The organism is Burkholderia crassaminum, from assembly GCF_964265005.1.
In the GTDB taxonomy this organism is placed as follows: Bacteria; Pseudomonadota; Gammaproteobacteria; order Burkholderiales; family Burkholderiaceae; genus Burkholderia.
Genome location: NZ_OZ183799.1, coordinates 578138 through 598434, shown reverse-complemented (window position 1 = coordinate 598434; position 20297 = coordinate 578138). Strand labels below are relative to the sequence as shown.

Sequence of the window (20297 nt, the reverse complement as noted above, 5' to 3'; positions counted from 1 at the left end):
GCCCGAAAAAGTTTCAAGGTGAAAGAGCTGCGCGCGGCGAACAACAATGGACGACGATGGCGCAGACGACGTAGCAGACTAATCAGGGACAATTCAGCCGGTGTACCCCGCGCGGATTCGCTCCGTCACGGTGCGCAGCGCCCGTTATCTGTTTATAATCAAAGCAATTTTAAAGGATTCGAAGGTGGTTGTATGCTGGATCGTGAAGGCTTTCGCCCGAACGTCGGCATCATCCTCTTGAACGCGCGCAACGAGGTGTTTTGGGGCAAGCGGCTCCGCGAGCATTCCTGGCAGTTTCCTCAAGGTGGGATCAAGTACGGCGAGACCCCCATGCAGGCAATGTACCGGGAACTGCACGAGGAAACGGGCCTGCATCCGGAACACGTCAAGATAATCGGCCGCACTCGCGACTGGTTGCGTTACGAGGTGCCTGACAAGTTCATCAAACGCGAAGTACGCGGTCATTACCGCGGCCAGAAGCAGATCTGGTTCCTGCTGCGGATGGTTGGACGCGATTGCGACATTTGCTTGCGCGCGACCGACCACCCGGAGTTCGATGCGTGGCGCTGGAACGAGTACTGGGTGCCGCTCGATGCGGTGATCGAGTTCAAGCGGGATGTCTATCAGTTGGCGCTGACGGAACTGTCGCGCTTCCTGCGCCGCCCGGCGCAGCGAGCCGAGAAGCCGCGTGGGCCGCGTCTGTCGCGCTATCCGCGCGTCATTGGCGTACAGGCCCAGCAGACGCTGACGATTGTCGACACATCGGTAGTCTGTTCGGAGATCGAAGTGGAAGCGAGCATACTCGACGAGATGCCGCCCCACGTGATCGTCGGCAAATGACGAATCGAACTGCATGACCGGGCGCGACCTAGGTGTCGCGCCCTTTTTTTACGAGGAATGCATATTGAAAGCGATTGCTCTCGCGCTCGCATCGATTGCCGCGGCGGCCACGCTGGCAGGTTGCGCGAATTCGAAGACGCCGACCAACAAGGATGACAGCGAGTTCGTGTATCTGCTGGACCGCCAGGGCACCTGGAAGGAAAATGCGGTCGACTCGTTGCCGCCACTGCCACAGACGGGCGACCTGCTGCCGTTCAACGTATCGCAGAACACGCCGCTCAAGTTCTTCGTCGATGCGAAGTCGCTCGCGGTCGGCACCGACGGCGTCGTGCGCTACGCAGTCGTCGTCACGAGCCCGGCCGGCGCACGCAACGTGAACTACGAAGGCATCCGCTGCGACACCTACGAATGGCGCCAGTATGCCGGCCTGAATTCGGATCACGACGGCTGGGATCGCACGGTCGAGAACGATTGGCAGCGCATCGAGAATGGCGAGCTGAATGCCTACCACTCGGCGCTCTATCAGGACTACTTCTGCGCGAACAAGATGCCGCAGGGCTCGACCAAGCAGATCCTGGAGAACATCCGGTTTCACCGCACCGCGATGAGCCAGTTGCGCTGACGGCGCGCGGCACTTGCCGCCGGCCCGGTCCGTCAAATGAAAAAGCCCGCATCACGCGGGCTTTTTCATTTGACGGCCGGGCCGGCAACGCGAATGGTCACACCAGCACCAGGTTGTCGCGATGGATCAGCTCGGGCTCCAGCATATAGCCGAGCACCGATTCGATCTCGCCGCTCGGCTTGCGGTGAATCAGTTTCGTCTCAGCACTGCTGTAGTTCGTGAGCCCACGCGCTATTTCGCGCCCGTCGGGGCCAACACACGCGATGACTTCGCCACGCGCGAACGCGCCCTGCACGTCGATCACGCCAATCGGCAGCAGGCTCTTGCCGCCGGCCGTCAGTTTCTCGACCGCGCCCGCATCGATCACGACATGGCCGCGCACCTGCAGATGGTCGGCCATCCACTGCTTGCGCGCCGCCATCCGCGCGGTACGGGCGATCAGTTGCGTGCCGATCGCCTCGCCGGCCGCCAGACGCACGAGCACGTCGGACTCCCGGCCGCTCGCGATCACCGTATTCGCGCCGCTGTGCGCCGCGCGCTTCGCCGCGAGGATCTTCGTCAGCATCCCGCCGCGGCCGAGGCTCGAGCCCGCACCGCCCGCCATCGCCTCGAGTTCCGGCGCGCCCGCATTGGCTTCCGCAACGAGCGTCGCGTTCGGGTCCTTGCGCGGATCGGCCGTGAACAGGCCCGACTGGTCGGTCAGGATGATCAGCGCATCGCCTTCGATCAGGTTTGCAACGAGCGCGCCGAGCGTGTCGTTGTCGCCGAACTTGATTTCGTCGGTAACGACCGTGTCGTTCTCGTTGATGATCGGCACGACGCCAAGCCGCAACAGCGTCAGAAGCGTCGATCGCGCATTCAGGTAGCGCTCGCGGTCCGCCAGGTCGGCATGCGTCAGCAGGATCTGCGCAGTGCGGATGTCGTGCTCGGTGAAGCGGCTCTCGTAGACCTGCGCGAGCCCCATCTGGCCGACAGCGGCAGCGGCCTGCAGCTCGTCGATTTCGCGCGGCCGCTTGCTCCAGCCGAGCCGCTGCATCCCTTCGGCAATCGCGCCCGAGCTGACGAGCACGACTTCCTTGCCCTGGGCGCGCAGCGCGGCGATCTGAGCCGCCCAGCGGCCGATTGCAGCATGATCGAGCCCCTTGCCGTCGTTGGTCACGAGGCTAGAGCCCACCTTCACCACCAATCGCTTCGAATCCGCGATGATCGAACGCATCCTGCACTGTCTCCTGTATCTGATGCCTGCCCGGCCGGACGCGATTGAACGCGGACGCCGGGCAGCACGCCCGGCGCGTTCCGGAACAACTCAGGCGTCGTCGCCCGGCGCCGCGTCGCCCTTGGCAGGCGGTGCGTCGCGGAAACGCACGTCCGCCGCGAGATCTTCCGCCTCCGCCGCGCGATGCGCATCCGAATGTTCGGAGAGGTAGTCGTAGATCGCGTAGCACAGCGCTTCACAGCCCTGGCCCGTCAGTGCCGAGATCTCGAACACGGGGCCATTCCACTCGAAGCGCTCGATGAAATCCGCGACGCGCGCCTTGCGCTCGTCTTCCGGCACCATGTCGAGTTTGTTGAGCACGAGCCAGCGCGGCTTCTCGTAGAGTGCCTCGTCGTACTTGCGCAGTTCGCCGACGATCGCCGTCGCTTCCGCAACCGGATCGACGCTTTCGTCGAACGGCGCGAGATCGACGAGATGCAGCAGCACGCCAGTGCGCTGCAGGTGGCGCAGGAACTGATGGCCGAGGCCCGCGCCTTCGGCCGCGCCCTCGATCAGCCCGGGGATGTCGGCGATCACGAAGCTCTTGCTCGGGCCGACGCGCACCACGCCGAGATTCGGCGCAAGCGTCGTGAACGGGTAGTCGGCGATCTTCGGCCTCGCATTCGACACCGACGAAATGAACGTCGACTTGCCTGCGTTCGGCATGCCGAGCAGGCCGACATCCGCCAGCACCTTCAGCTCGAGCCTCAGCATGCGACGCTCACCGGGCTTGCCGTCCGTCTTCTGGCGCGGCGCACGGTTCGTGCTCGACTTGAAATGCAGGTTGCCGAGCCCGCCGGAGCCGCCCTGCGCAAGCATCACCTGCTGGTCGTGCTCGGTCAGGTCGGCGATCAACTCGCCGGTATCCATGTCGCTGATGATCGTACCGACCGGCATGCGCAGCGTGACGTCGTCGCCGCCCTTGCCGTAGCAATCCGAGCCGCGCCCGTTTTCGCCGTTGCGCGCCAGATGCTTTTTCGCGTAACGGTAGTCGATCAGCGTGTTGATGTTGCGGTCGGCGATCGCGTACACGCTACCGCCCCGGCCGCCATCGCCGCCGTCCGGCCCGCCGAACGGGACGAATTTCTCGCGGCGCATCGACGCACTGCCATCGCCTCCGTCACCGGCGATAACTTCGATTCGTGCTTCGTCAATGAACTTCATTCGTCACTCCGCCCAGTATTTCCGCTATTGTGCCGCGCGCCGGCGCGCTTGAACAATCTGCCGTTCGGCCGATCGTACGCCGGTCGCGCAACGGTCGCCGGGGCGCACATGCGCCCGGCGACCAAATAAAAAAGGCCCCGCGTAGACTGCGGGGCCTTTCGGCTACGAAGCCCTTGGGTGCCTGAACTTAGGCAGCCGCCGGGACAACGATGACCAGATGCTTCTTGTCCGCGCCCTTCGTCGCGAACTTGACGTGACCGTCGACCAGCGCGAACAGGGTGTGATCCTTGCCCATGCCGACGTTCTCGCCTGCGTGCATGCGCGTACCGCGCTGACGCACGATGATGCCGCCGGCATTGATTGCCTGACCGCCGTACACTTTCACGCCGAGACGTTTCGACTCGGAGTCGCGGCCGTTCCGGGAAGAGCCGCCTGCCTTTTTGTGTGCCATCTGATTGCTCCTTTACCGAGGCGCTTACGCGTTGATCGCGTCGATGCGCAGCTCAGTGTAGTTCTGGCGGTGGCCGCCGTGCTTTTGGTAGTGCTTCCGGCGACGCATCTTGAAGATGGTGACCTTGGCATGACGACCGTGCGACACAACGGTGGCCTTGACGGAAGCCCCACTGACCAGCGGCGTACCGAACTTAATCGATTCGCCTTCGCCCACTGCGAGAACCTGGTCGAGCGTGATTTCAGCGTCAATGTCAGCCGGTATCTGTTCTACTTTGAGTTTTTCGCCAACGGCAACCTTGTACTGCTTGCCGCCGGTTTTTATGACCGCGTACATTGAGAACCTCACTCTGGATCCAAATTTTCCGCACACCACGCGCGGAAAACACGTGATTATACATGGGGTTAGCACCGAAGTCAAAACCGATCGACGATTGCCGCGCGCGGGCCTCTGCCGAACGGCCAAATTCGCGGCCGCGGCACGTGTGACAGACCGGGATATCTTGGATTCGACTTATAATCCGGCGCATCACCCAATTCCATCATCATGTCGTCGTCCACCGCCTCCCCCACCCTCAGCGCCGCCCACCTGCTCGCTCCGATCACGAGTGACATGGAGCAGGTGAATCGCGTTATCCGGCAAAGCCTCGCGTCCGACGTGCTGTTGATCAACCAGATCGCCGAGTACATCATCGGCGCGGGCGGCAAGCGGCTGCGTCCGGCGTTGCTGCTGCTCGTCGCCGGCGCACTCGGCGAGACGTCGCACCAGCGGCACGTGCTGGCCGCCGTCGTCGAGTTCATCCACACGGCCACGCTGCTGCATGACGACGTCGTCGACGAATCCGAGCTGCGCCGCGGCCGCCAGACCGCCAATGCGCTGTTCGGCAACGCGGCGAGCGTGCTGGTAGGCGATTACCTCTATTCGCGCTCGTTCGAGATGATGGTCGGCGTCGGCAAGATGCGCGTGATGGAGATCCTGTCCGAAGCGACGACGATCATTTCCGAAGGCGAGGTGCTGCAGCTCCTCAACATGCACGACGCGGACGTCGACGAAACGCGCTATATGCAGGTGATCCGCTACAAGACGGCGAAACTGTTCGAGGCGTCGGCACGCCTGGGCGCAGTGCTCGCGGGCGCCGATGCCCCGACCGAGGCCGCGGCCGCCGAATACGGCCGCCGGATCGGCACCGCATTCCAGATCATGGACGACTGGCTCGACTACGCGGGCACCGTGGAGGCAATGGGCAAGAATGCCGGCGACGACCTCCGCGAAGGCAAGCCGACGCTGCCGCTCATCTATCTGATCGAACGCGGCACGCCCGAACAGGCAGCGCTGGCACGCGAGGCAATCGAACAGGGCGGCACCGATCGCTTCGACACGATTTTCGAAGCGATCACACGCTCGGGCGCACTGGATCACACGCTCGAATGCGCACGCCAGGAAGCGCAGGCGGCAGCGGCGGCAATCGCCGCGTTCCCCGATTCAATCTACAAGGAGAGCCTGCTCGCGTTGTGCTCTTACTCGACGTCGCGGCAGTCCTGATTGCATGTCGTGCGTCGCCGCCACGGCTGCGACGCACGTTCGACACGGGAAAATCACCTGTCTCGAAAAATTTTTTCTCCAAGGGCTTCCCTTCTTGAAGAAACGTCGTTATAGTTACGTTCTTGCTTGACGACGCAGCGGTCTTGAAGAAGACTGCGAAATCGGAAGAGTATAAATCGGGGTGTAGCTTAGCCTGGTAGAGCGCTACGTTCGGGACGTAGAGGCCGGAGGTTCGAATCCTCTCACCCCGACCAGATTTTGAAAAAACCGTGCACCATGTGCACGGTTTTTTTTCGTCCGTCCGCCGTGGGCCCCTCATGTCGCGCACGACACATCACGGTCGCCGGCCTCTGCTATATTCCCTCCATCCCTGTCCTTCACTGCCCCTTCCAACGCGTGGACCAAATTCCCCTATGGGCGCAAATCGGCGCCGTCTTCCTGCTTCTCCTCTGTTCCAGCTTCTTTTCCATTTCCGAGACCGCGATGATGGCGCTCAACCGCCATCGGCTGAAGCATCTCGCCGGCCAGGGCGCACTCGGCGCGAAAACGACGCAGGGGCTGCTGACGCGCACTGACCTGCTGCTCAGCGTGATCCTGATCGGCAACAACCTGTTCAACACGATCATCCCGGTCCTGACGACTTCGCTCGCGCTGCATACGTTCGGCCGCAACAATCTCGCGCTGTCGATCGCGACCGGCCTTGTCGCGTTCCTGATCATCGTGTTCGCCGAAATCGCGCCGAAGATCGTCGGCGCGACCTTCCCCGAACGCATCGCGCTGCCCGCGAGCCTCGTGATCGCGCCGCTGATGCGCGTGTTCAAGCCGCTCGTCTGGTTCGTCAACGCGCTCGCGAACGGCGTGCTGTGGGTGCTGCGTATCAACACGAAGAAGGGTCGCGACCAGCGAATGTCGGCTGATGAGCTGCGGGCCATCGTGCTCGAGTCCAGCAGTTTCATGCCGACCAAGCACCGCAGCATCCTGCTCAACCTGTTCGACCTCGAGAACATCACGGTCGACGACGTGATGGTGCCGCGCCGCCAGATCGAGTCGCTCAACTTCTACGCGCCGCTCGACGACGTCCTGCACCAGCTCGAAACCTGCTATCACAACCGGCTTGTCGTCTACGAAGGCGACATCGACAAGGTGCTCGGCGTGCTGCACGTACGCAAGACGCTGACCGCGCTGCACAACCAGGAATTCGACCGCGAGACGCTGCGCACGCTGCTCGCCGAACCGTACTACGTGCCGTCGGGCACGCCGGTGGTTCAGCAGCTCCAGTTTTTCCAGGAAACACGGCAGCGGACCGCGCTCGTCGTCAACGAATACGGCGAGCTCGAAGGGCTCGTCACGCCCGAAGACATCATCGAGGAGCTGATCGGCGAGTTCACGACATCGATGCCGCGCAGCGAACGCGCGGGCGGCTGGGACGAGAACGGCGAATGCATCGTCTCGGCGAGCATGCCGCTGCGCGAGCTGAATCGCTGGCTGCACCTGAAGCTGCCGACCGACGGGCCGAAGACGCTGAACGGACTGGTTCTCGAAATCCTCGAGGAAATTCCGGAAGACGACGTGTGCCTGAAAATCGGTGACGTGATGCTCGAGGTGATGCGCAGCGACGATCAGGCCGTGCGCACCGTCAAGCTCTTCAAGCCGCGCGGCTCGCGAGTCGCACGCGCCACCGCGCGCTAGCCGAACGGCCGACTGCCGGCGCCGCCCGCGACGCGCGACCATCTGCTGGTCACGGTCAACTGGCGGCCAGCGTGCCGGCTCACATGCAATTCATTCCTCCCGGGGCGCCGTTGCGCACGCAGCCGCCGCCCGCTCACTCCGATGCGTCGCCCGCCACCGCACCGCGCGCGCTCGACGCGGCCCAGCTCGACGATGCGCCCGCTGTGCGGCTGCTGACGGACACTCTTCACGCAGCACGCGTGCGCGACGCGTCCGACATCCACGTCGAACCGTTCGAAGCGGGCTGGCGCATCCGCCTGCGCATCGACGGCGTGCTGCACGAACATGCGCGGCCGCCCCTTCATCTGCGCGACGCGCTCGTCACACGGATCAAGGTGCTCGCGCGCATGGACATCGCCGAGCGGCGGCTCCCGCAGGATGGCAGGCTGCGCATCGCGATCGACGGCGGCACGCGCGGTGACTACCGGGTCAGTTCGCTGCCGACGTTGTTCGGCGAAAAGCTCGTGCTGCGGCGCCTCGAAACCCTGCCGACCGACCTCACGCTCGCCCGCCTCGGCTTCGACGCGCAACAGGCGGCCGCGATGGAGGCCGCGATACGCGCACCGCATGGCCTCGTGCTCGTCACGGGCCCGACCGGCAGCGGCAAGACGCTGTCGCTCTACTGCGCACTGCAGATGCTCGATCGCGACGCGCACAATGTCTGCACGGTGGAGGATCCCGCCGAGATCCAGCTCGACGGCATCAGCCAGGTCGGTGTCGCCGAAAAAGCGGGGCTCACGTTCGCGACTGCACTGCGCGCGCTGCTGCGGCAGGATCCGGACATCATCATGGTCGGCGAGATTCGCGATGCAGAGACGGCCGACGTCGCGATCAAGGCAGCGCAGACCGGCCATCTCGTGCTGTCGACGCTACACACGAACGATGCACCGGCCGCCGTCGCGCGGCTGCTCGACATCGGCGTCGCACCGTACAACCTCGCGGCCGCGCTGCACCTCGTCACCGCGCAGCGCCTCGTCCGGCGGCTGTGCACCGCCTGCCGCATGCACTCGGATGCACCGGTGCCCGTATTGCACGAAGCGGGCTGCGACCCGGCTGCGCTCGCCGCAGGATGGCGGCCGTTCGTCGCGCGCGGATGTTCGGCCTGTCACGGCATCGGCTATCGCGGCCGTGTCGGCCTGCATCAGACGATGCCGGTATCGCCCGGGCTGGCGGAACGCATCGTCGCCCGGTCGAGCGTCGGCGAACTCGCGCGGTGCGCGGCGGCCGAAGGCGTGCGCAGTCTGCGCGATGCGGCGTTCGCGCGCGTCCGGGACGGCACGACGAGCATTGCGGAAGCCATCGCTGCGACACCAGCGGCATGAGCATACGCACACCGCCGCGCGAAACCCGCTTCGCGTGGCGCGGCCGCCGCCGCGACGGCACGCCGCGCAGCGGGATCGTCATCGCGTTCGACGCTGCAAGTGCACGCGCCGCGCTCGCACGAGACGGCATCGCCGTGCTGTCGCTCGACGTCCGCGGTCCCGCTCGGCCGCCAACGGCCAGCGCGCGGGACATCACGCGCTTCACGCGCCAGCTCGCGAGCCTGCTGCAGGCCGGGTTGCCGCTCGCGCCGTCGCTTGAGATGCTCGCGCGTACGCGGCCATGCGACGGCCTGCCGCGCATCGCCGCGGGTCTCGCCCGCGAGATCGTCGGCGGCCGTCGCTTCGCCGATGCACTCGCACGCTATCCAGCGCAGTTCGGCACGCTGTATCGCCAGCTGATCGAGGTCGGCGAAGCGTCCGGCTCGCTCGGCGTCGTGCTGACACGGGTCGCGGAGCACCGCGAGCGCGCCGACGCGCAGTGGCGCAAGCTGCGGGCCGCGCTCGCCTATCCGGCGGCCGTCATCCTGTTCGGGCTCGCGATCTCGGCCGCGCTGATGGTGTGGGTGGTACCGACGTTCCGCCAGATCTTCGACGGCTTTGGCGCCGCACTGCCGGCCCCGACCCGGGCGCTGCTCGCGCTGTCCTCGGCGCTGTCGGCATGGGGCGGTGTGCTGGTTGCCGGTGCGGCGACAATCGGGCTGGCCGCACATCACGCGCTGCGGCGATCGGCACCGCTGCGCCACGCGGTCGCGCGGCGCCTGCTGCACGTCCCGCTCGCAGGGAGCGCGATGAGCCGGTTCGCGGCCGCACGCTGGTGCCGCTCGCTTGCGACGCTGCTCGGCGCCGGCGTGCCGCTCGCCGACGCCTTCGCCACGCTCGAGCGCACGGCCGGCCATCCTGTGTTCGAACACGCCACCGCGCACATCGCAGCCCACGTGCTGCGCGGCGCGCGCCTCGCCGACGCGATGCAGTCGGCCGGCTGCTTTCCGGACGACGTCGTGCAGCCGATCGCCGTCGCCGAGGAGACCGGGGCACTCGACACCATGCTCGCCGACATCGCCGCGCTGTGCGAGCACCAGCTGGACGCGCGTCTCGAAGCACTCGCCGCGCTCGGCGAACCGCTGATCGTGATCGTACTGGGCGCACTCGTCGGCGGCCTCGTGATCGCGATGTACCTGCCCATCCTTCAGCTCGGCAACGTGGTGTAGCATCGCAACCGATTCTGTCGCCTTTTAGTCCGAACCTAGAGCCTCATGACGCCAGCGCCCCTGTACGCCATTACCGATTCGCCCGAGAGCACGCTGCTCGCGCTGGCGATGCTGCCGCCCGCGATGCAGTATGCGTTCGCAGTCGTCATCGGCCTGTGCGTCGGCAGCTTCCTGAACGTGGTCGTGCATCGGCTGCCCGTGATGATGCAGCGCGCGTGGCAGGCCGAGATCGATGAAGCGACCGGCAACGCGAGCGCCGCCCCCGACGACGGCTACCCGCCGCGCTACGATCTGTGGCGCCCGCGCAGCGCCTGCCCGCATTGCGGCCACGTGCTGCGCGCATGGGAAAACATCCCGCTCGTCAGCTACCTGATACTGCGCGGGCGCTGCCGGCGCTGCGGCCACGCGATCGGCATCCGTTATCCGCTCGTCGAGCTCGCATGCGCGCTGCTCGCCGCCGGCTCGCTCGCGACATTCGGCCCGACCGTCGCCGCACTTGCCGCATTCGCGCTGTGCGCCGCGCTGCTCGCGATGAGCGCGATCGATATCCGGACCGGCTACCTGCCCGACTCGATGACGCTGCCGCTCCTCTGGGCGGGGCTCGTGCTGAACCTCGGCGGCACGTTCACGTCGCTGCGCTCAGCCGTGATCGGGGCGATGGCCGGCTACCTGTTCCTGTGGTCGATCTACTGGCTGTTCAAATGGCTGCGCGGCATCGAGGGCATCGGTTTCGGCGACTTGAAGCTACTCGCCGCGCTCGGCGCATGGATGGGCTGGGCCGCCCTGCCGCAGGTCGTGCTGTTCGCCGCGGTGACGGGAGCGATCGTCGGGCTCATCGCGACCTGGCGCGGCCGCATGCGCTTCGAGGAGCCGATTCCGTTCGGCCCGTTCCTCGCGGCAGGCGGCGTCGCGACGCTGTTTTTCGGCACCCCTTTCTATGCGGCGCTCGGAGGCTGACATGTTCTCAATTGGACTCACCGGCGGCATCGGCAGCGGCAAGACGACCGTCGCCGACCTGTTCGCCGCCCGAGGCGCGTCGCTGGTCGATACCGACCTGATCGCCCATCGCATCACCGCGCCGGGCGGCCTCGCGATGCCCGCGATCGAACAGGCATTCGGCCGCGGTTTCGTTGCCGCCGACGGCTCGCTCGACCGCGCGCAGATGCGCGCACTGATCTTCAGCGACGACGCCGCACGCCGGCGCCTCGAAGCGATCACGCACCCGCTGATCCGGGCGGAGACCGATCGCGAGGCACGCGAAGCGCAGGGCTCGTACGTGATGTTCGTGGTGCCGCTGCTCGTCGAATCCGGCAATTGGAAGGCGCGCAGCGATCGCGTGCTCGTCGTCGACTGCCCGGTCGAAACGCAGATCGCACGCGTGATGCGGCGCAACGGCTTCACGCGCGAGCAGGTCGAAGCGATCATCGCGCGGCAGGCGACGCGCGAGGCCCGTCTCGCGGCAGCCGACGATGTCATCGTCAACGACGCGGCGACGGCCGATGCGCTCGCCGCGCAGGTCGATGCACTGCACCAACGCTATCTCGGGTTTGCGGCCGCCGCGCGCTGAGTCGCGCGCGTAATCGTGATGGTGTACGAAATTGGCGCGTTGCTAGGGTAGAGAGTGGGCATTAGAATGTCCTGCATTGTTTCAATCCCTACCCAAGAGGCGAGCGCGCTTGATTCTTTACGAGTATCCGTTCAACGAGCGAATTCGCACGCTGTTGCGCCTCGAAGATCTCTTCGAGCGCTTCGCGTTCTTTTTGGCTCAGGAGGACCCGCGTGAACACCACGTCGCGCTGACGACGCTGTTCGAAATCGCCGAGGTAACGGGCCGCGCGGACCTGAAATCGGATCTGATGAAGGAGCTCGAACGTCAGCGCCAGACGCTCGCCCCCTTTCGCGGCAATCCGGGCATCGAGCAGAACGCGCTCGAAGCCGTGCTCGGTGAAATCGAGCAGACGCTCGCGAATCTCGCGCAGATGCAGGGCAAGACCGGGCAGCACCTCGTCGACAACGAGTGGCTCGCCAGCATCCGCAGCCGTGCGGTGATTCCCGGCGGCACGTGCAAGTTCGACCTGCCGTCGTACTACGCATGGCAGCAGTGGCCCGCCGAGCAGCGGCGCCAGGACATCACGAAATGGATCCTGCCGATGCTGCCGCTGCGCGACGCCGTGACGATCGTGCTGCGGCTCGCGCGCGAATCGGGTCAGGCATCGAAGGTCATGGCGATGCAGGGCAGCTACCAGCAGATGCTGTCCGGTCGCACCTACCAGTTGATGCAGGTGCGCGTGCCGCCGGAGCTGCGCGTGATTCCCGAAGCGAGCGCCAACAAATACATGCTGTGGGTACGGTTCACCATGCAGGACGGCGATGTGCGGCCGCGCGCGGTGGACATCGACGTGCCATTCCATCTGACACTGTGCAATCTGTAACGGCCGCGTGCCGGATCGCTTTCGTATGACTACCGTTGTGAAATGCCCGTCGTGCAGCGCTGAAGTGCGCTGGACGCCCGAAAATCAGTTCCGTCCGTTCTGCTCGGCCCGCTGCAAGCAGCTCGACCTCGGCGCCTGGGCCGCCGAAAAGTACCGGATCGGTGGATCCTCCGACGAGGGCCCCTCGTCGGAAGAAGACGGCACGGACGGCCGCCGCGACAGCTGAGCGGCGCACCGCCTGCTAGTGATATGGCCCGCCTTTCCGGCAGGCCATCGTGGCGTCAGTTCGACGCGGCTTCCTTCTCGAGCAGTTCGAGCACCGGCAGCGCTGCCGGCAGCAATGGCGCGACCTCGACCGGCAGTTGCTGCCACACGAATGCCTGCCCTTCCTTGCTGTGCGGCTCGCCGGTCCAGCCCGTCACCTTGCAGAAATAAAGCCGCACATAGGCATGCGGATAATCGTGCTCGAGCGTGTGCCAGCGCTGGCTGGCCGTGACTTCGATGCCGAGTTCCTCGTGCAGTTCGCGCGCAAGCGCGTCCTCGACGCTTTCGCCGGCCTCCAGCTTGCCGCCTGGAAATTCCCAGTAGCCTTCGTACGGCTTGCCTTGCAGGCGCTGCGCGAGCAGATAGCTGCCATCCGGCTGCACCATCACGCCAACCGCGACTTCCGTCACCTTCCGGCCATCGGGCGCGCGTACGGCGCCTTGTGCAACTTCCGCGCTCATGCCTGCTCCTTGCGTCCCGACCAGTCACGCGCAAACTGCCACGCGACGCGCCCCGACCGCGAGCCGCGCTCGAGCGCCCACACGAGCGCGTCGCCGCGTGCGGACTCGATCTCCGCATCCGGGCAGCCGAAATGACGCAGCCAGTGCCCGACGATGTCGAGGTAGTCGTCCTGCTTGAACGGATAGAAGCTGACCCACAGACCGAAACGCTCCGACAGCGAGATCTTCTCCTCGACGACTTCGCCGGGGTGAATCTCGCCATCCGGGAGATGCTTGTACGTCTCGTTGTCGCTCATGTACTCGGGCAGCAGATGGCGGCGGTTCGACGTCGCGTAGATCAGCACGTTGTCCGACTGCGCGGCGATCGAGCCGTCGAGCGCGACCTTCAGCGCCTTGTAGCCCGACTCGCCTTCCTCGAACGACAGGTCGTCGCAGAACACGATGAAGCGCTCGGGGCGCTGCGAGATCAGGTCGACGATGTCGCCGAGATCGTGCAGGTCGTCCTTGTCGACTTCGATCAGACGCAGCCCGTCCTTCGCATGCGCGTTCAGGCACGCCTTGATCAGCGACGACTTGCCGGTACCGCGCGCGCCGGTCAGCAGCACGTTGTTGGCCGGCTTCTGCTGTACGAACTGCCGCGTGTTCTGTTCGATCAGCCCTTTCTGGCGATCGATGTTGTGCAGGTCGTCGAGCGTGATCGACGACACAGCCGGCACCGGCTGCAGATAGCCGCGCCCCTGGCGCTTGCGCCAGCGGAACGCATGTGCGGCATTCCAGTCGATCGCTGCCGGCGCGGGCGGCAGCATCCCTTCGAGACGGCCGAGCAGCGCTTCCGCGCGCGTCAGAAACTGTTCAAGTTTATCCATGTCGTTCGGCCACTCCCGATCAGGAGCGGTAATCCGCGTTGATGCTCACGTAGTCGTGCGACAGGTCGCACGTCCAGATAGTGGCCTGCGCGTCGCCTCGGCCAAGCAGCACGCGAATCGTGATTTCGCTCTGCTTCATCACGCGCTGGCCGTCCTCTTCCTGGTAAGCCGGGTTGCGGCCGCCCGCCTTCGCGACGAGCACATCGTCGAGATAGAGGTCGATCTTGCCGACGTCGAGATCCGCGACGCCCGCGTAACCGATCGCCGCGAGAATCCGGCCAAGGTTGGGGTCGGATGCGTAGAAGGCCGTCTTCACGAGCGGCGAATGGCCGATCGCGTAGGCGATCTGGCGGCATTCGGCGACGTTCTTGCCACCCTCGACCTGCACCGTCATGAATTTCGTCGCGCCTTCGCCGTCGCGCACGATCAGTTGCGACAGCACCTGCGCGACCTCAGTCACCGCATCGCGCAGCGCCACATAGGCCGGCGAATCGGTCGACGTGATGGCCGGCAGCGTGCTCTTGCCCGATGCGATCAGGATGAACGAGTCGTTCGTCGACGTGTCGCCGTCGATCGTGATGCAGTTGAACGAGCGATCAGCGACTTCCTTCACGAGCGTGTCGAGCACCGGCTGCGCGACGTTCGCGTCGAACGCGAGGAAACCGAGCATCGTCGCCATGTTCGGCTTGATCATGCCCGCGCCCTTGCTGATGCCCGTCAGCGTGACCGTGTGACCGTCGATCGCCACCTGGCGCGACGTGGCCTTCGGCAGCGTGTCGGTCGTCATGATCGCCTGCGCGGCGTCGAACCAGTTCGCGGCCTTCCGGTTCGCGAGCGCGGCCGGCAGCCCGGCCTTCAGGCGGTCGATCGGCAGCGGCTCGAGGATCACGCCGGTCGAGAACGGCAGCACCTGCGCCGGCTCGATGCCCGCGAGGCGCGCAAGTTCCGTGCAGGTTTCGCGCGCGTTCACGAGGCCCGGCTCGCCGGTGCCGGCGTTCGCATTGCCCGTATTCACGACGAGCGCGCGAATGCCCGCGCCGCCCGCGCGCACCTTCGCCAGATGCTCGCGGCAAACGGTGACCGGCGCCGCGCAGAAACGGTTTTCGGTGAACACGCCCGCGACCGTCGCGCCTTCGTCGACGGAGATGACCAGCACGTCCTTGCGATTCGGCTTGCGGATGTTCGCTTCCGCCCAGCCGAGCGTGACGCCGGCGACGGGATGCAGTTGGGCGGGATCGATCGACGGAAAATTGACAGCCATGGGGCACACCTGCCGGATGGAAAATGCCGGCATGCGCCGGCATCGATTGGAAGAACCGGCGGCCGCACGCGCGGGCCGCCGCAACTCATATCACTCACTCGAAGCTGCGAACGAAGCGGCACGCGTGATGCGCGCCGCCGTCGATCATGACAGCTTCCCGTGACATTGCTTGTACTTCTTGCCGCTGCCGCACGGGCACGGGTCGTTGCGGCCGACCTTCGGCATTTCGCCGCCGGGGCCGCTGTGCGTCATCGCGCTGCCGACCATGTCGGCCGTCGCCGTGGCCGCCGCGGCAGCCGCGACGTTCGCCACCGGCGCACCGGCTTCCGCGTAATCGGCGTGCTGGTACTCGACGTTCTCGAGATGACCGCCGCGCTCCTCGATCTGCTCGGCGGCTTGCTCGAGCTGCTCCGGCGACTGGATCTGCACGTTCATCACGACGCGCGTGACTTCCTGCTTGATCGCCTCGAGCATCGCGGCAAACAGTTCGAACGCTTCGCGCTTGTATTCCTGCTTCGGATTCTTCTGCGCATAGCCGCGCAGGTGGATGCCCTGGCGCAGGTGGTCGAGCGCTGCGAGGTGTTCGCGCCACAGGCGGTCGACCGTTTGCAGCATCACCGAGCGTTCGAACGCGCTGAACGATTCGCGGCCGACCATCGCAACCTTGCTCTCGTACTGCTCGTCGGCGGCCGTCGTCACGGCGTCGAGAATTTCCTCGGCCGTGATCGACGACGACTCGTTCACCATTTCCTGAATCGCGAGGTCGAGCTGCCAGTCGTTGCGCAGCGCTTCCTCGAGCTCGGGCACGTCCCACTGCTCTTCGATGCTGCCTTCCGGCACGAACTGGCGGACGACTTCGGTGATCACGCCGTGACGCATCGCGGAGATCGTCTCGGTGATGTCGTGCGCTTCGAGCAGCTCGTTGCGCTGCTGGTAGATGACCTTGCGCTGGTCGTTCGACACGTCGTCGTATTCGAGCAGCTGCTTGCGAATGTCGAAGTTGCGCGCTTCGACCTTGCGCTGCGCGGACTCGATCGAGCGCGTGACGATCCCGGCCTCGATCGCCTCGCCTTCCGGCATCTTCAGGCGATCCATGATCGAACGCACGCGGTCACCCGCGAAGATGCGCAGCAGCGGATCGTCGAGCGACAGGTAGAAGCGCGACGAACCCGGATCGCCCTGGCGGCCCGCACGGCCGCGCAGCTGGTTGTCGATCCGGCGCGATTCGTGGCGCTCGGTGCCGATGATGTGCAGGCCGCCCGCGGCCTTCACCTGCTCGTGCAGCGTTTCCCACTCGTCGTGCAGCTGCTTGATACGGCGTGCCTTTTCGTCGGCCGGAATCGCTTCGTCGGCCTCGATGAACGCGGCCTGCTTCTCGGCATTGCCGCCGAGCACGATGTCGGTACCGCGGCCGGCCATGTTGGTCGCGATCGTGACGCGCTTCGGACGGCCGGCTTCCGCGACGATCGCGGCTTCACGCTCGTGCTGCTTCGCGTTCAGCACCTCGTGCGGCAGCCCGGCCTGCTTCAGCAGGTGCGACAGCAGTTCGGAGTTCTCGATCGACGTCGTGCCGACCAGCACCGGCTGACCGCGCTCGTAGCAGTCGCGGATATCGCGGATCACCGCGTCGTAGCGCTCCTTGGCCGTCTTGTAGATCTGGTCCTGCTTGTCGATCCGCTTCGGCGGGCGGTTGGTCGGGATCACGACCGTCTCGAGGCCGTAGATCTCGTTGAATTCGTACGCTTCGGTGTCCGCGGTACCGGTCATGCCGGCCAGCTTCGCGTACATCCGGAAGTAGTTCTGGAACGTGATCGATGCGAGCGTCTGGTTCTCGCTCTGGATCTTCACATGTTCCTTCGCCTCGACCGCCTGGTGCAGGCCGTCGGACCAGCGGCGGCCTGCCATCAGGCGGCCCGTGAATTCGTCGACGATGACCACTTCACCGTTCTGCACGACGTAGTGCTGATCCTTGTGGAACAGCGTGTGGCCGCGCAGCGCCGCGTACACGTGGTGCATCAGCGTGATGTTCTGCGGCGCGTACAGGCTCTCGCCCTCGCCGATCAGGCCCCATTCGGCGAGCAGGCGCTCGGCCTTCTCGTGGCCCGATTCCGTCAGGAACACCTGGCGGGCCTTCTCGTCGAGCGTGTAGTCGCCCGGCTTCTCGACACCCGTGCCGTCGGCCTTCTCTTCGCCGATCTGGCGCTCGAGCAGCGGCGGCAGCGCGTTCATCCGCACGTACAGCTCGGTGTGATCCTCGGCCTGGCCCGAAATGATCAGCGGCGTACGCGCTTCGTCGATCAGGATCGAGTCCACTTCGTCGACGACCGCGAAGTTCAGGGCCCGCTGCACACGCGCGTCGGTCTCATAGACCATGTTGTCGCGCAGGTAGTCGAAGCCGAACTCGTTGTTCGTGCCGTACGTGATGTCCGCCGCGTAAGCCTGCTGCTTCTGGTCGTGCTCCATGCCGGACAGGTTGATGCCGACCGACAGACCGAGGAAGTTGTAGAGGCGCGCCATCCATTCGGCGTCGCGCTGCGCGAGGTAATCGTTGACGGTCACCACGTGCACGCCGCGGCCGGCCAGCGCGTTCAGGTACACGGGCAGCGTCGCGACGAGCGTCTTGCCCTCGCCGGTGCGCATTTCCGCAATCTTGCCGTAGTGGAGCACCATGCCGCCGATCATCTGCACGTCGAAGTGCCGCATCTTCAGCACGCGACGGCTGGCCTCGCGACAGACCGCGAACGCCTCGGGCAGCAGCTTGTCGAGCGACTCGCCCGCCGCGACCCGCTGGCGGAATTCGTCCGTCTTGCCGCGCAACTGGTCGTCCGTCAGCTTCTCGATCTGCGTTTCGAGCGCATTGATCGTCGTGACGGTCTTTTGGTATTGCTTGACGAGCCGCTGGTTGCGGCTGCCAAAAATTTTCTGGAGAAAACCGGTTGTCATCGGATCGGATCCTGCGTCGCAGCACCGGCGCCCGGCGCGTGTTGCGCGCCCCGACGCCCGAGCCTCGGCGGCTTAGCGAATTAGTGGACTCAAACGGTGAATTTTAGCACGCGCGAACGCGTGCGCCCGTGTCTCGGCCGGACGGGCACTGCACGCCGACGGCCGGGCCGACGGGGCGAAAGCCGCCCGTGCACGGGCCCGCGCGGGTACAATCGGCGTCAACGTCCGCGCGCGTGCGCGCCCGAAGAATGTCTCGATGAACCGATTTTCCAAGCGTTTCGGCCCGCTCGCCGCATATCGCCCGCAACCCGTGTCCGAAGTGCTCGGCCGCACCGACGCGTTCGCGGCGCTGCGTGCCGGCGTCGAGCAAATCGCGTCGCTGCAGCGCGATCTTGCCGCGCTCCTGCCCGACTACCTGGCGAACCACGTCGAACCCGGCTTCGTGAAGGACGGCACCCTGACCCTCTTTGCAGCACACAATGCGCTGGCCGCGCGGCTGCGACAAGTCGAGCCGCGGCTGCTCGGCGATCTGCAAAAGCGCGGCTGGCCGGTCTCGACGCTGCGCGTGCGCGTGCGCCCGAAGGATGCACCGGAGCCGCCACACGTGAAGCAGGCGCGGATGACGTCGGTCGGCGCGGCCGCGTTGCGCGATCTGGCCAACCATCTCGAACCGTCGCCGCTGCAGGTCGCGCTCGCGCGGATGGCGGCCCGGCATGGGGCGAAGCCGCGCTGACGGCATGCGCCGCCGGCATCGCCCCGGCCAATAAAAAAGCAGCCCGAAGGCTGCTTTTTTATTGCTTGCGCCGGACGCAGGTCAGGCGAAGGCCGTCTGCGCGTCGAACGCGAAGCCCTTCGGCGCGGCTTGCGGATCGTCGAACGTGACGATCTCGTACGCATCTTCGTTCGCGAGCAGTTCGCGCAGCAGCGCGTTGTTCAGCCCGTGGCCCGATTTGTACGCCGTGTACGACGCCAGCAGCGGATGGCCGATCACGTACAGGTCGCCGATCGCGTCGAGCATCTTGTGCTTCACGAACTCGTCGTCGTAGCGAAGCCCGTCGTTGTTCAGGATGCGGTACTCGTCGAGCACGATCGCATTTTCCATGCTGCCGCCGCGGGCGAGGCCCATCTCGCGCAACATCTCGGCCTCATGCGCGAAGCCGAACGTGCGCGCGCGCGCGATCTCGCGCACATACGACGTATTCGCGAAATCGACCTCGAGCTCCTGGCCGGTCTTGTCGACGGCCGGGTGACGGAAGTCGATCGAGAATTTCAGCTTGAAGCCGAAGTACGGATCGAGACGCGCGAACTTGTCGCCATCGCGGATTTCGACCGTCTTCTTCACCTTGACGAAGCGCTTCGGCGCGTTCTGCTCCTCGATCCCGGCGGACTGGATCAGGAACACGAAGGTCGCCGCGCTGCCGTCCATAATCGGGATTTCCTCGGCCGTCACGTCGACATAGAGGTTGTCGATACCGAGGCCCGCACACGCCGACATCAGGTGCTCGACGGTCGACACGCGCACGCCATCCTTCTGCAGCACCGACGCGAGCCGCGTATCGCCGATCGACGTTGCCGCGGCGGGAATGTCGACGGGCGTGGGAAGGTCGACGCGGGAGAACACGATGCCCGTGCCCGGTGCGGCGGGACGGAGCGTCAGCTCGATCTTGCGGCCCGAGTGGACACCGATACCCACGGTCTTCACGATGGATTTGATGGTGCGCTGCTTCAGCATGATGTTCTTCGTCGTGATTGAAGATATCAATCAGGAGTTATATTCAATAGGGGAGATTATAGCGTAATTCCCTATTCAACGCAGTTTGAAACTGCGTATCAATCTGTTTCGACAGTTTACCCGCGCCGATACGGGACGGGCCGATGCCCGGAACGGAGGCGTTTCCGGTCATCAGCCCGTGTTACAACTGCCCTGAGGCCGGTGAG

At 65.4% G+C, this 20297-nt stretch carries 20 protein-coding genes and 1 tRNA gene; 12 read left to right on the top strand and 9 right to left on the bottom strand.

The annotated features are described in order from the left end of the window. The first annotated feature begins 192 nt into the window (after positions 1 to 192). Positions 193 to 840, top strand: a complete 648-nt coding sequence (locus ACPTTF_RS02730; RefSeq protein ID WP_423370191.1) for an RNA pyrophosphohydrolase — start codon at positions 193 to 195, stop codon at positions 838 to 840. 13 nt (positions 841 to 853) lie between these two features. Next, a complete protein-coding gene (locus ACPTTF_RS02725) occupies positions 854 to 1462 on the top strand; it encodes a CNP1-like family protein (protein WP_166964938.1) in 609 nt (202 codons plus the stop codon). A gap of 97 nt (positions 1463 to 1559) precedes the next feature. On the opposite strand, the gene proB is transcribed toward ACPTTF_RS02725, so the two are convergent. From proB to rplU, 4 genes are all read right to left on the bottom strand, one after another. Next, positions 1560 to 2678, bottom strand: coding sequence for a glutamate 5-kinase (proB, locus tag ACPTTF_RS02720; RefSeq protein WP_166964940.1), 1119 nt, complete (start codon positions 2676 to 2678; stop codon positions 1560 to 1562). A 90-nt stretch (positions 2679 to 2768) separates the two neighbouring features. Continuing rightward, positions 2769 to 3881, bottom strand: a complete 1113-nt coding sequence (obgE, locus tag ACPTTF_RS02715) for a GTPase ObgE (RefSeq protein WP_423370190.1) — start codon at positions 3879 to 3881, stop codon at positions 2769 to 2771. Positions 3882 to 4068: 187 nt separating this feature from the next. Continuing rightward, positions 4069 to 4332: a 50S ribosomal protein L27 gene (rpmA, locus tag ACPTTF_RS02710; protein WP_006476999.1), complete on the bottom strand. Its 264-nt coding sequence runs from the start codon at positions 4330 to 4332 to the stop codon at positions 4069 to 4071. A 24-nt stretch (positions 4333 to 4356) separates the two neighbouring features. Next, entirely contained in the window at positions 4357 to 4668 is a 312-nt protein-coding gene (gene rplU, locus ACPTTF_RS02705) for a 50S ribosomal protein L21 (protein WP_006025184.1), read from the bottom strand. 210 nt (positions 4669 to 4878) lie between these two features. Here rplU and ACPTTF_RS02700 point away from each other — a divergent pair, with 210 nt between their 5' ends. The 9 genes from ACPTTF_RS02700 to ACPTTF_RS02660 all read left to right on the top strand — a co-directional run bounded on the left by ACPTTF_RS02700 (position 4879) and on the right by ACPTTF_RS02660 (position 12790). After that, positions 4879 to 5874 carry a polyprenyl synthetase family protein gene (locus ACPTTF_RS02700; RefSeq protein ID WP_059236288.1) on the top strand — a complete coding sequence of 332 codons (996 nt, stop codon included), beginning with the start codon at positions 4879 to 4881 and terminating at the stop codon, positions 5872 to 5874. Positions 5875 to 6051: 177 nt separating this feature from the next. Beyond that, positions 6052 to 6128 (top strand) — tRNA-Pro (locus ACPTTF_RS02695). A 142-nt stretch (positions 6129 to 6270) separates the two neighbouring features. Continuing rightward, the gene (locus tag ACPTTF_RS02690; RefSeq protein WP_423370189.1) at positions 6271 to 7563 is read left to right on the top strand and encodes an HlyC/CorC family transporter; all 1293 of its coding nucleotides are present in this window, start codon (positions 6271 to 6273) and stop codon (positions 7561 to 7563) included. A gap of 83 nt (positions 7564 to 7646) precedes the next feature. After that, entirely contained in the window at positions 7647 to 8924 is a 1278-nt protein-coding gene (locus ACPTTF_RS02685) for a GspE/PulE family protein (RefSeq protein ID WP_423370188.1), read from the top strand. Continuing rightward, complete coding sequence (locus ACPTTF_RS02680; protein ID WP_423370187.1) at positions 8921 to 10132, top strand: type II secretion system F family protein; 1212 nt, start codon at positions 8921 to 8923, stop codon at positions 10130 to 10132. Before ACPTTF_RS02685 ends, ACPTTF_RS02680 begins: the two co-directional genes overlap by 4 nt. Positions 10133 to 10177: 45 nt before the next feature. Then, the gene (locus tag ACPTTF_RS02675) at positions 10178 to 11089 is read left to right on the top strand and encodes a prepilin peptidase (protein WP_423370186.1); all 912 of its coding nucleotides are present in this window, start codon (positions 10178 to 10180) and stop codon (positions 11087 to 11089) included. Between the two features lies 1 nt (position 11090). Then, positions 11091 to 11699 (top strand): dephospho-CoA kinase, encoded by a 609-nt coding sequence (coaE, locus tag ACPTTF_RS02670; RefSeq protein WP_423370185.1) that lies wholly within the window; start codon positions 11091 to 11093, stop codon positions 11697 to 11699. A 109-nt stretch (positions 11700 to 11808) separates the two neighbouring features. Further along, a complete protein-coding gene (zapD, locus tag ACPTTF_RS02665) occupies positions 11809 to 12564 on the top strand; it encodes a cell division protein ZapD (protein ID WP_166964954.1) in 756 nt (251 codons plus the stop codon). Positions 12565 to 12589: 25 nt separating this feature from the next. Continuing rightward, a complete protein-coding gene (locus ACPTTF_RS02660; RefSeq protein WP_166964956.1) occupies positions 12590 to 12790 on the top strand; it encodes a DNA gyrase inhibitor YacG in 201 nt (66 codons plus the stop codon). Positions 12791 to 12845: 55 nt separating this feature from the next. Here the strand turns inward: ACPTTF_RS02660 and ACPTTF_RS02655 are convergent, their stop codons facing one another. The 4 genes from ACPTTF_RS02655 to secA all read right to left on the bottom strand — a co-directional run bounded on the left by ACPTTF_RS02655 (position 12846) and on the right by secA (position 18359). Then, positions 12846 to 13289, bottom strand: coding sequence for an NUDIX domain-containing protein (locus ACPTTF_RS02655; RefSeq protein WP_423370184.1), 444 nt, complete (start codon positions 13287 to 13289; stop codon positions 12846 to 12848). Beyond that, entirely contained in the window at positions 13286 to 14155 is an 870-nt protein-coding gene (locus tag ACPTTF_RS02650) for an ATP-binding protein (RefSeq protein ID WP_166964960.1), read from the bottom strand. Before ACPTTF_RS02650 ends, ACPTTF_RS02655 begins: the two co-directional genes overlap by 4 nt. 19 nt (positions 14156 to 14174) lie before the next feature. Then, positions 14175 to 15416, bottom strand: coding sequence for a bifunctional glutamate N-acetyltransferase/amino-acid acetyltransferase ArgJ (gene argJ, locus ACPTTF_RS02645; protein ID WP_423370183.1), 1242 nt, complete (start codon positions 15414 to 15416; stop codon positions 14175 to 14177). Between the two features lie 144 nt (positions 15417 to 15560). Continuing rightward, a complete protein-coding gene (gene secA / locus ACPTTF_RS02640; RefSeq protein ID WP_423370182.1) occupies positions 15561 to 18359 on the bottom strand; it encodes a preprotein translocase subunit SecA in 2799 nt (932 codons plus the stop codon). Between the two features lie 256 nt (positions 18360 to 18615). Between secA and ACPTTF_RS02635 the strand changes: the two genes are divergently transcribed. Then, positions 18616 to 19092, top strand: a complete 477-nt coding sequence (locus tag ACPTTF_RS02635) for a DUF721 domain-containing protein (protein WP_166964967.1) — start codon at positions 18616 to 18618, stop codon at positions 19090 to 19092. Positions 19093 to 19173: 81 nt separating this feature from the next. Here the strand turns inward: ACPTTF_RS02635 and lpxC are convergent, their stop codons facing one another. Then, a complete protein-coding gene (gene lpxC / locus ACPTTF_RS02630; RefSeq protein WP_027788449.1) occupies positions 19174 to 20091 on the bottom strand; it encodes a UDP-3-O-acyl-N-acetylglucosamine deacetylase in 918 nt (305 codons plus the stop codon). Positions 20092 to 20297: the final 206 nt, after the last annotated feature.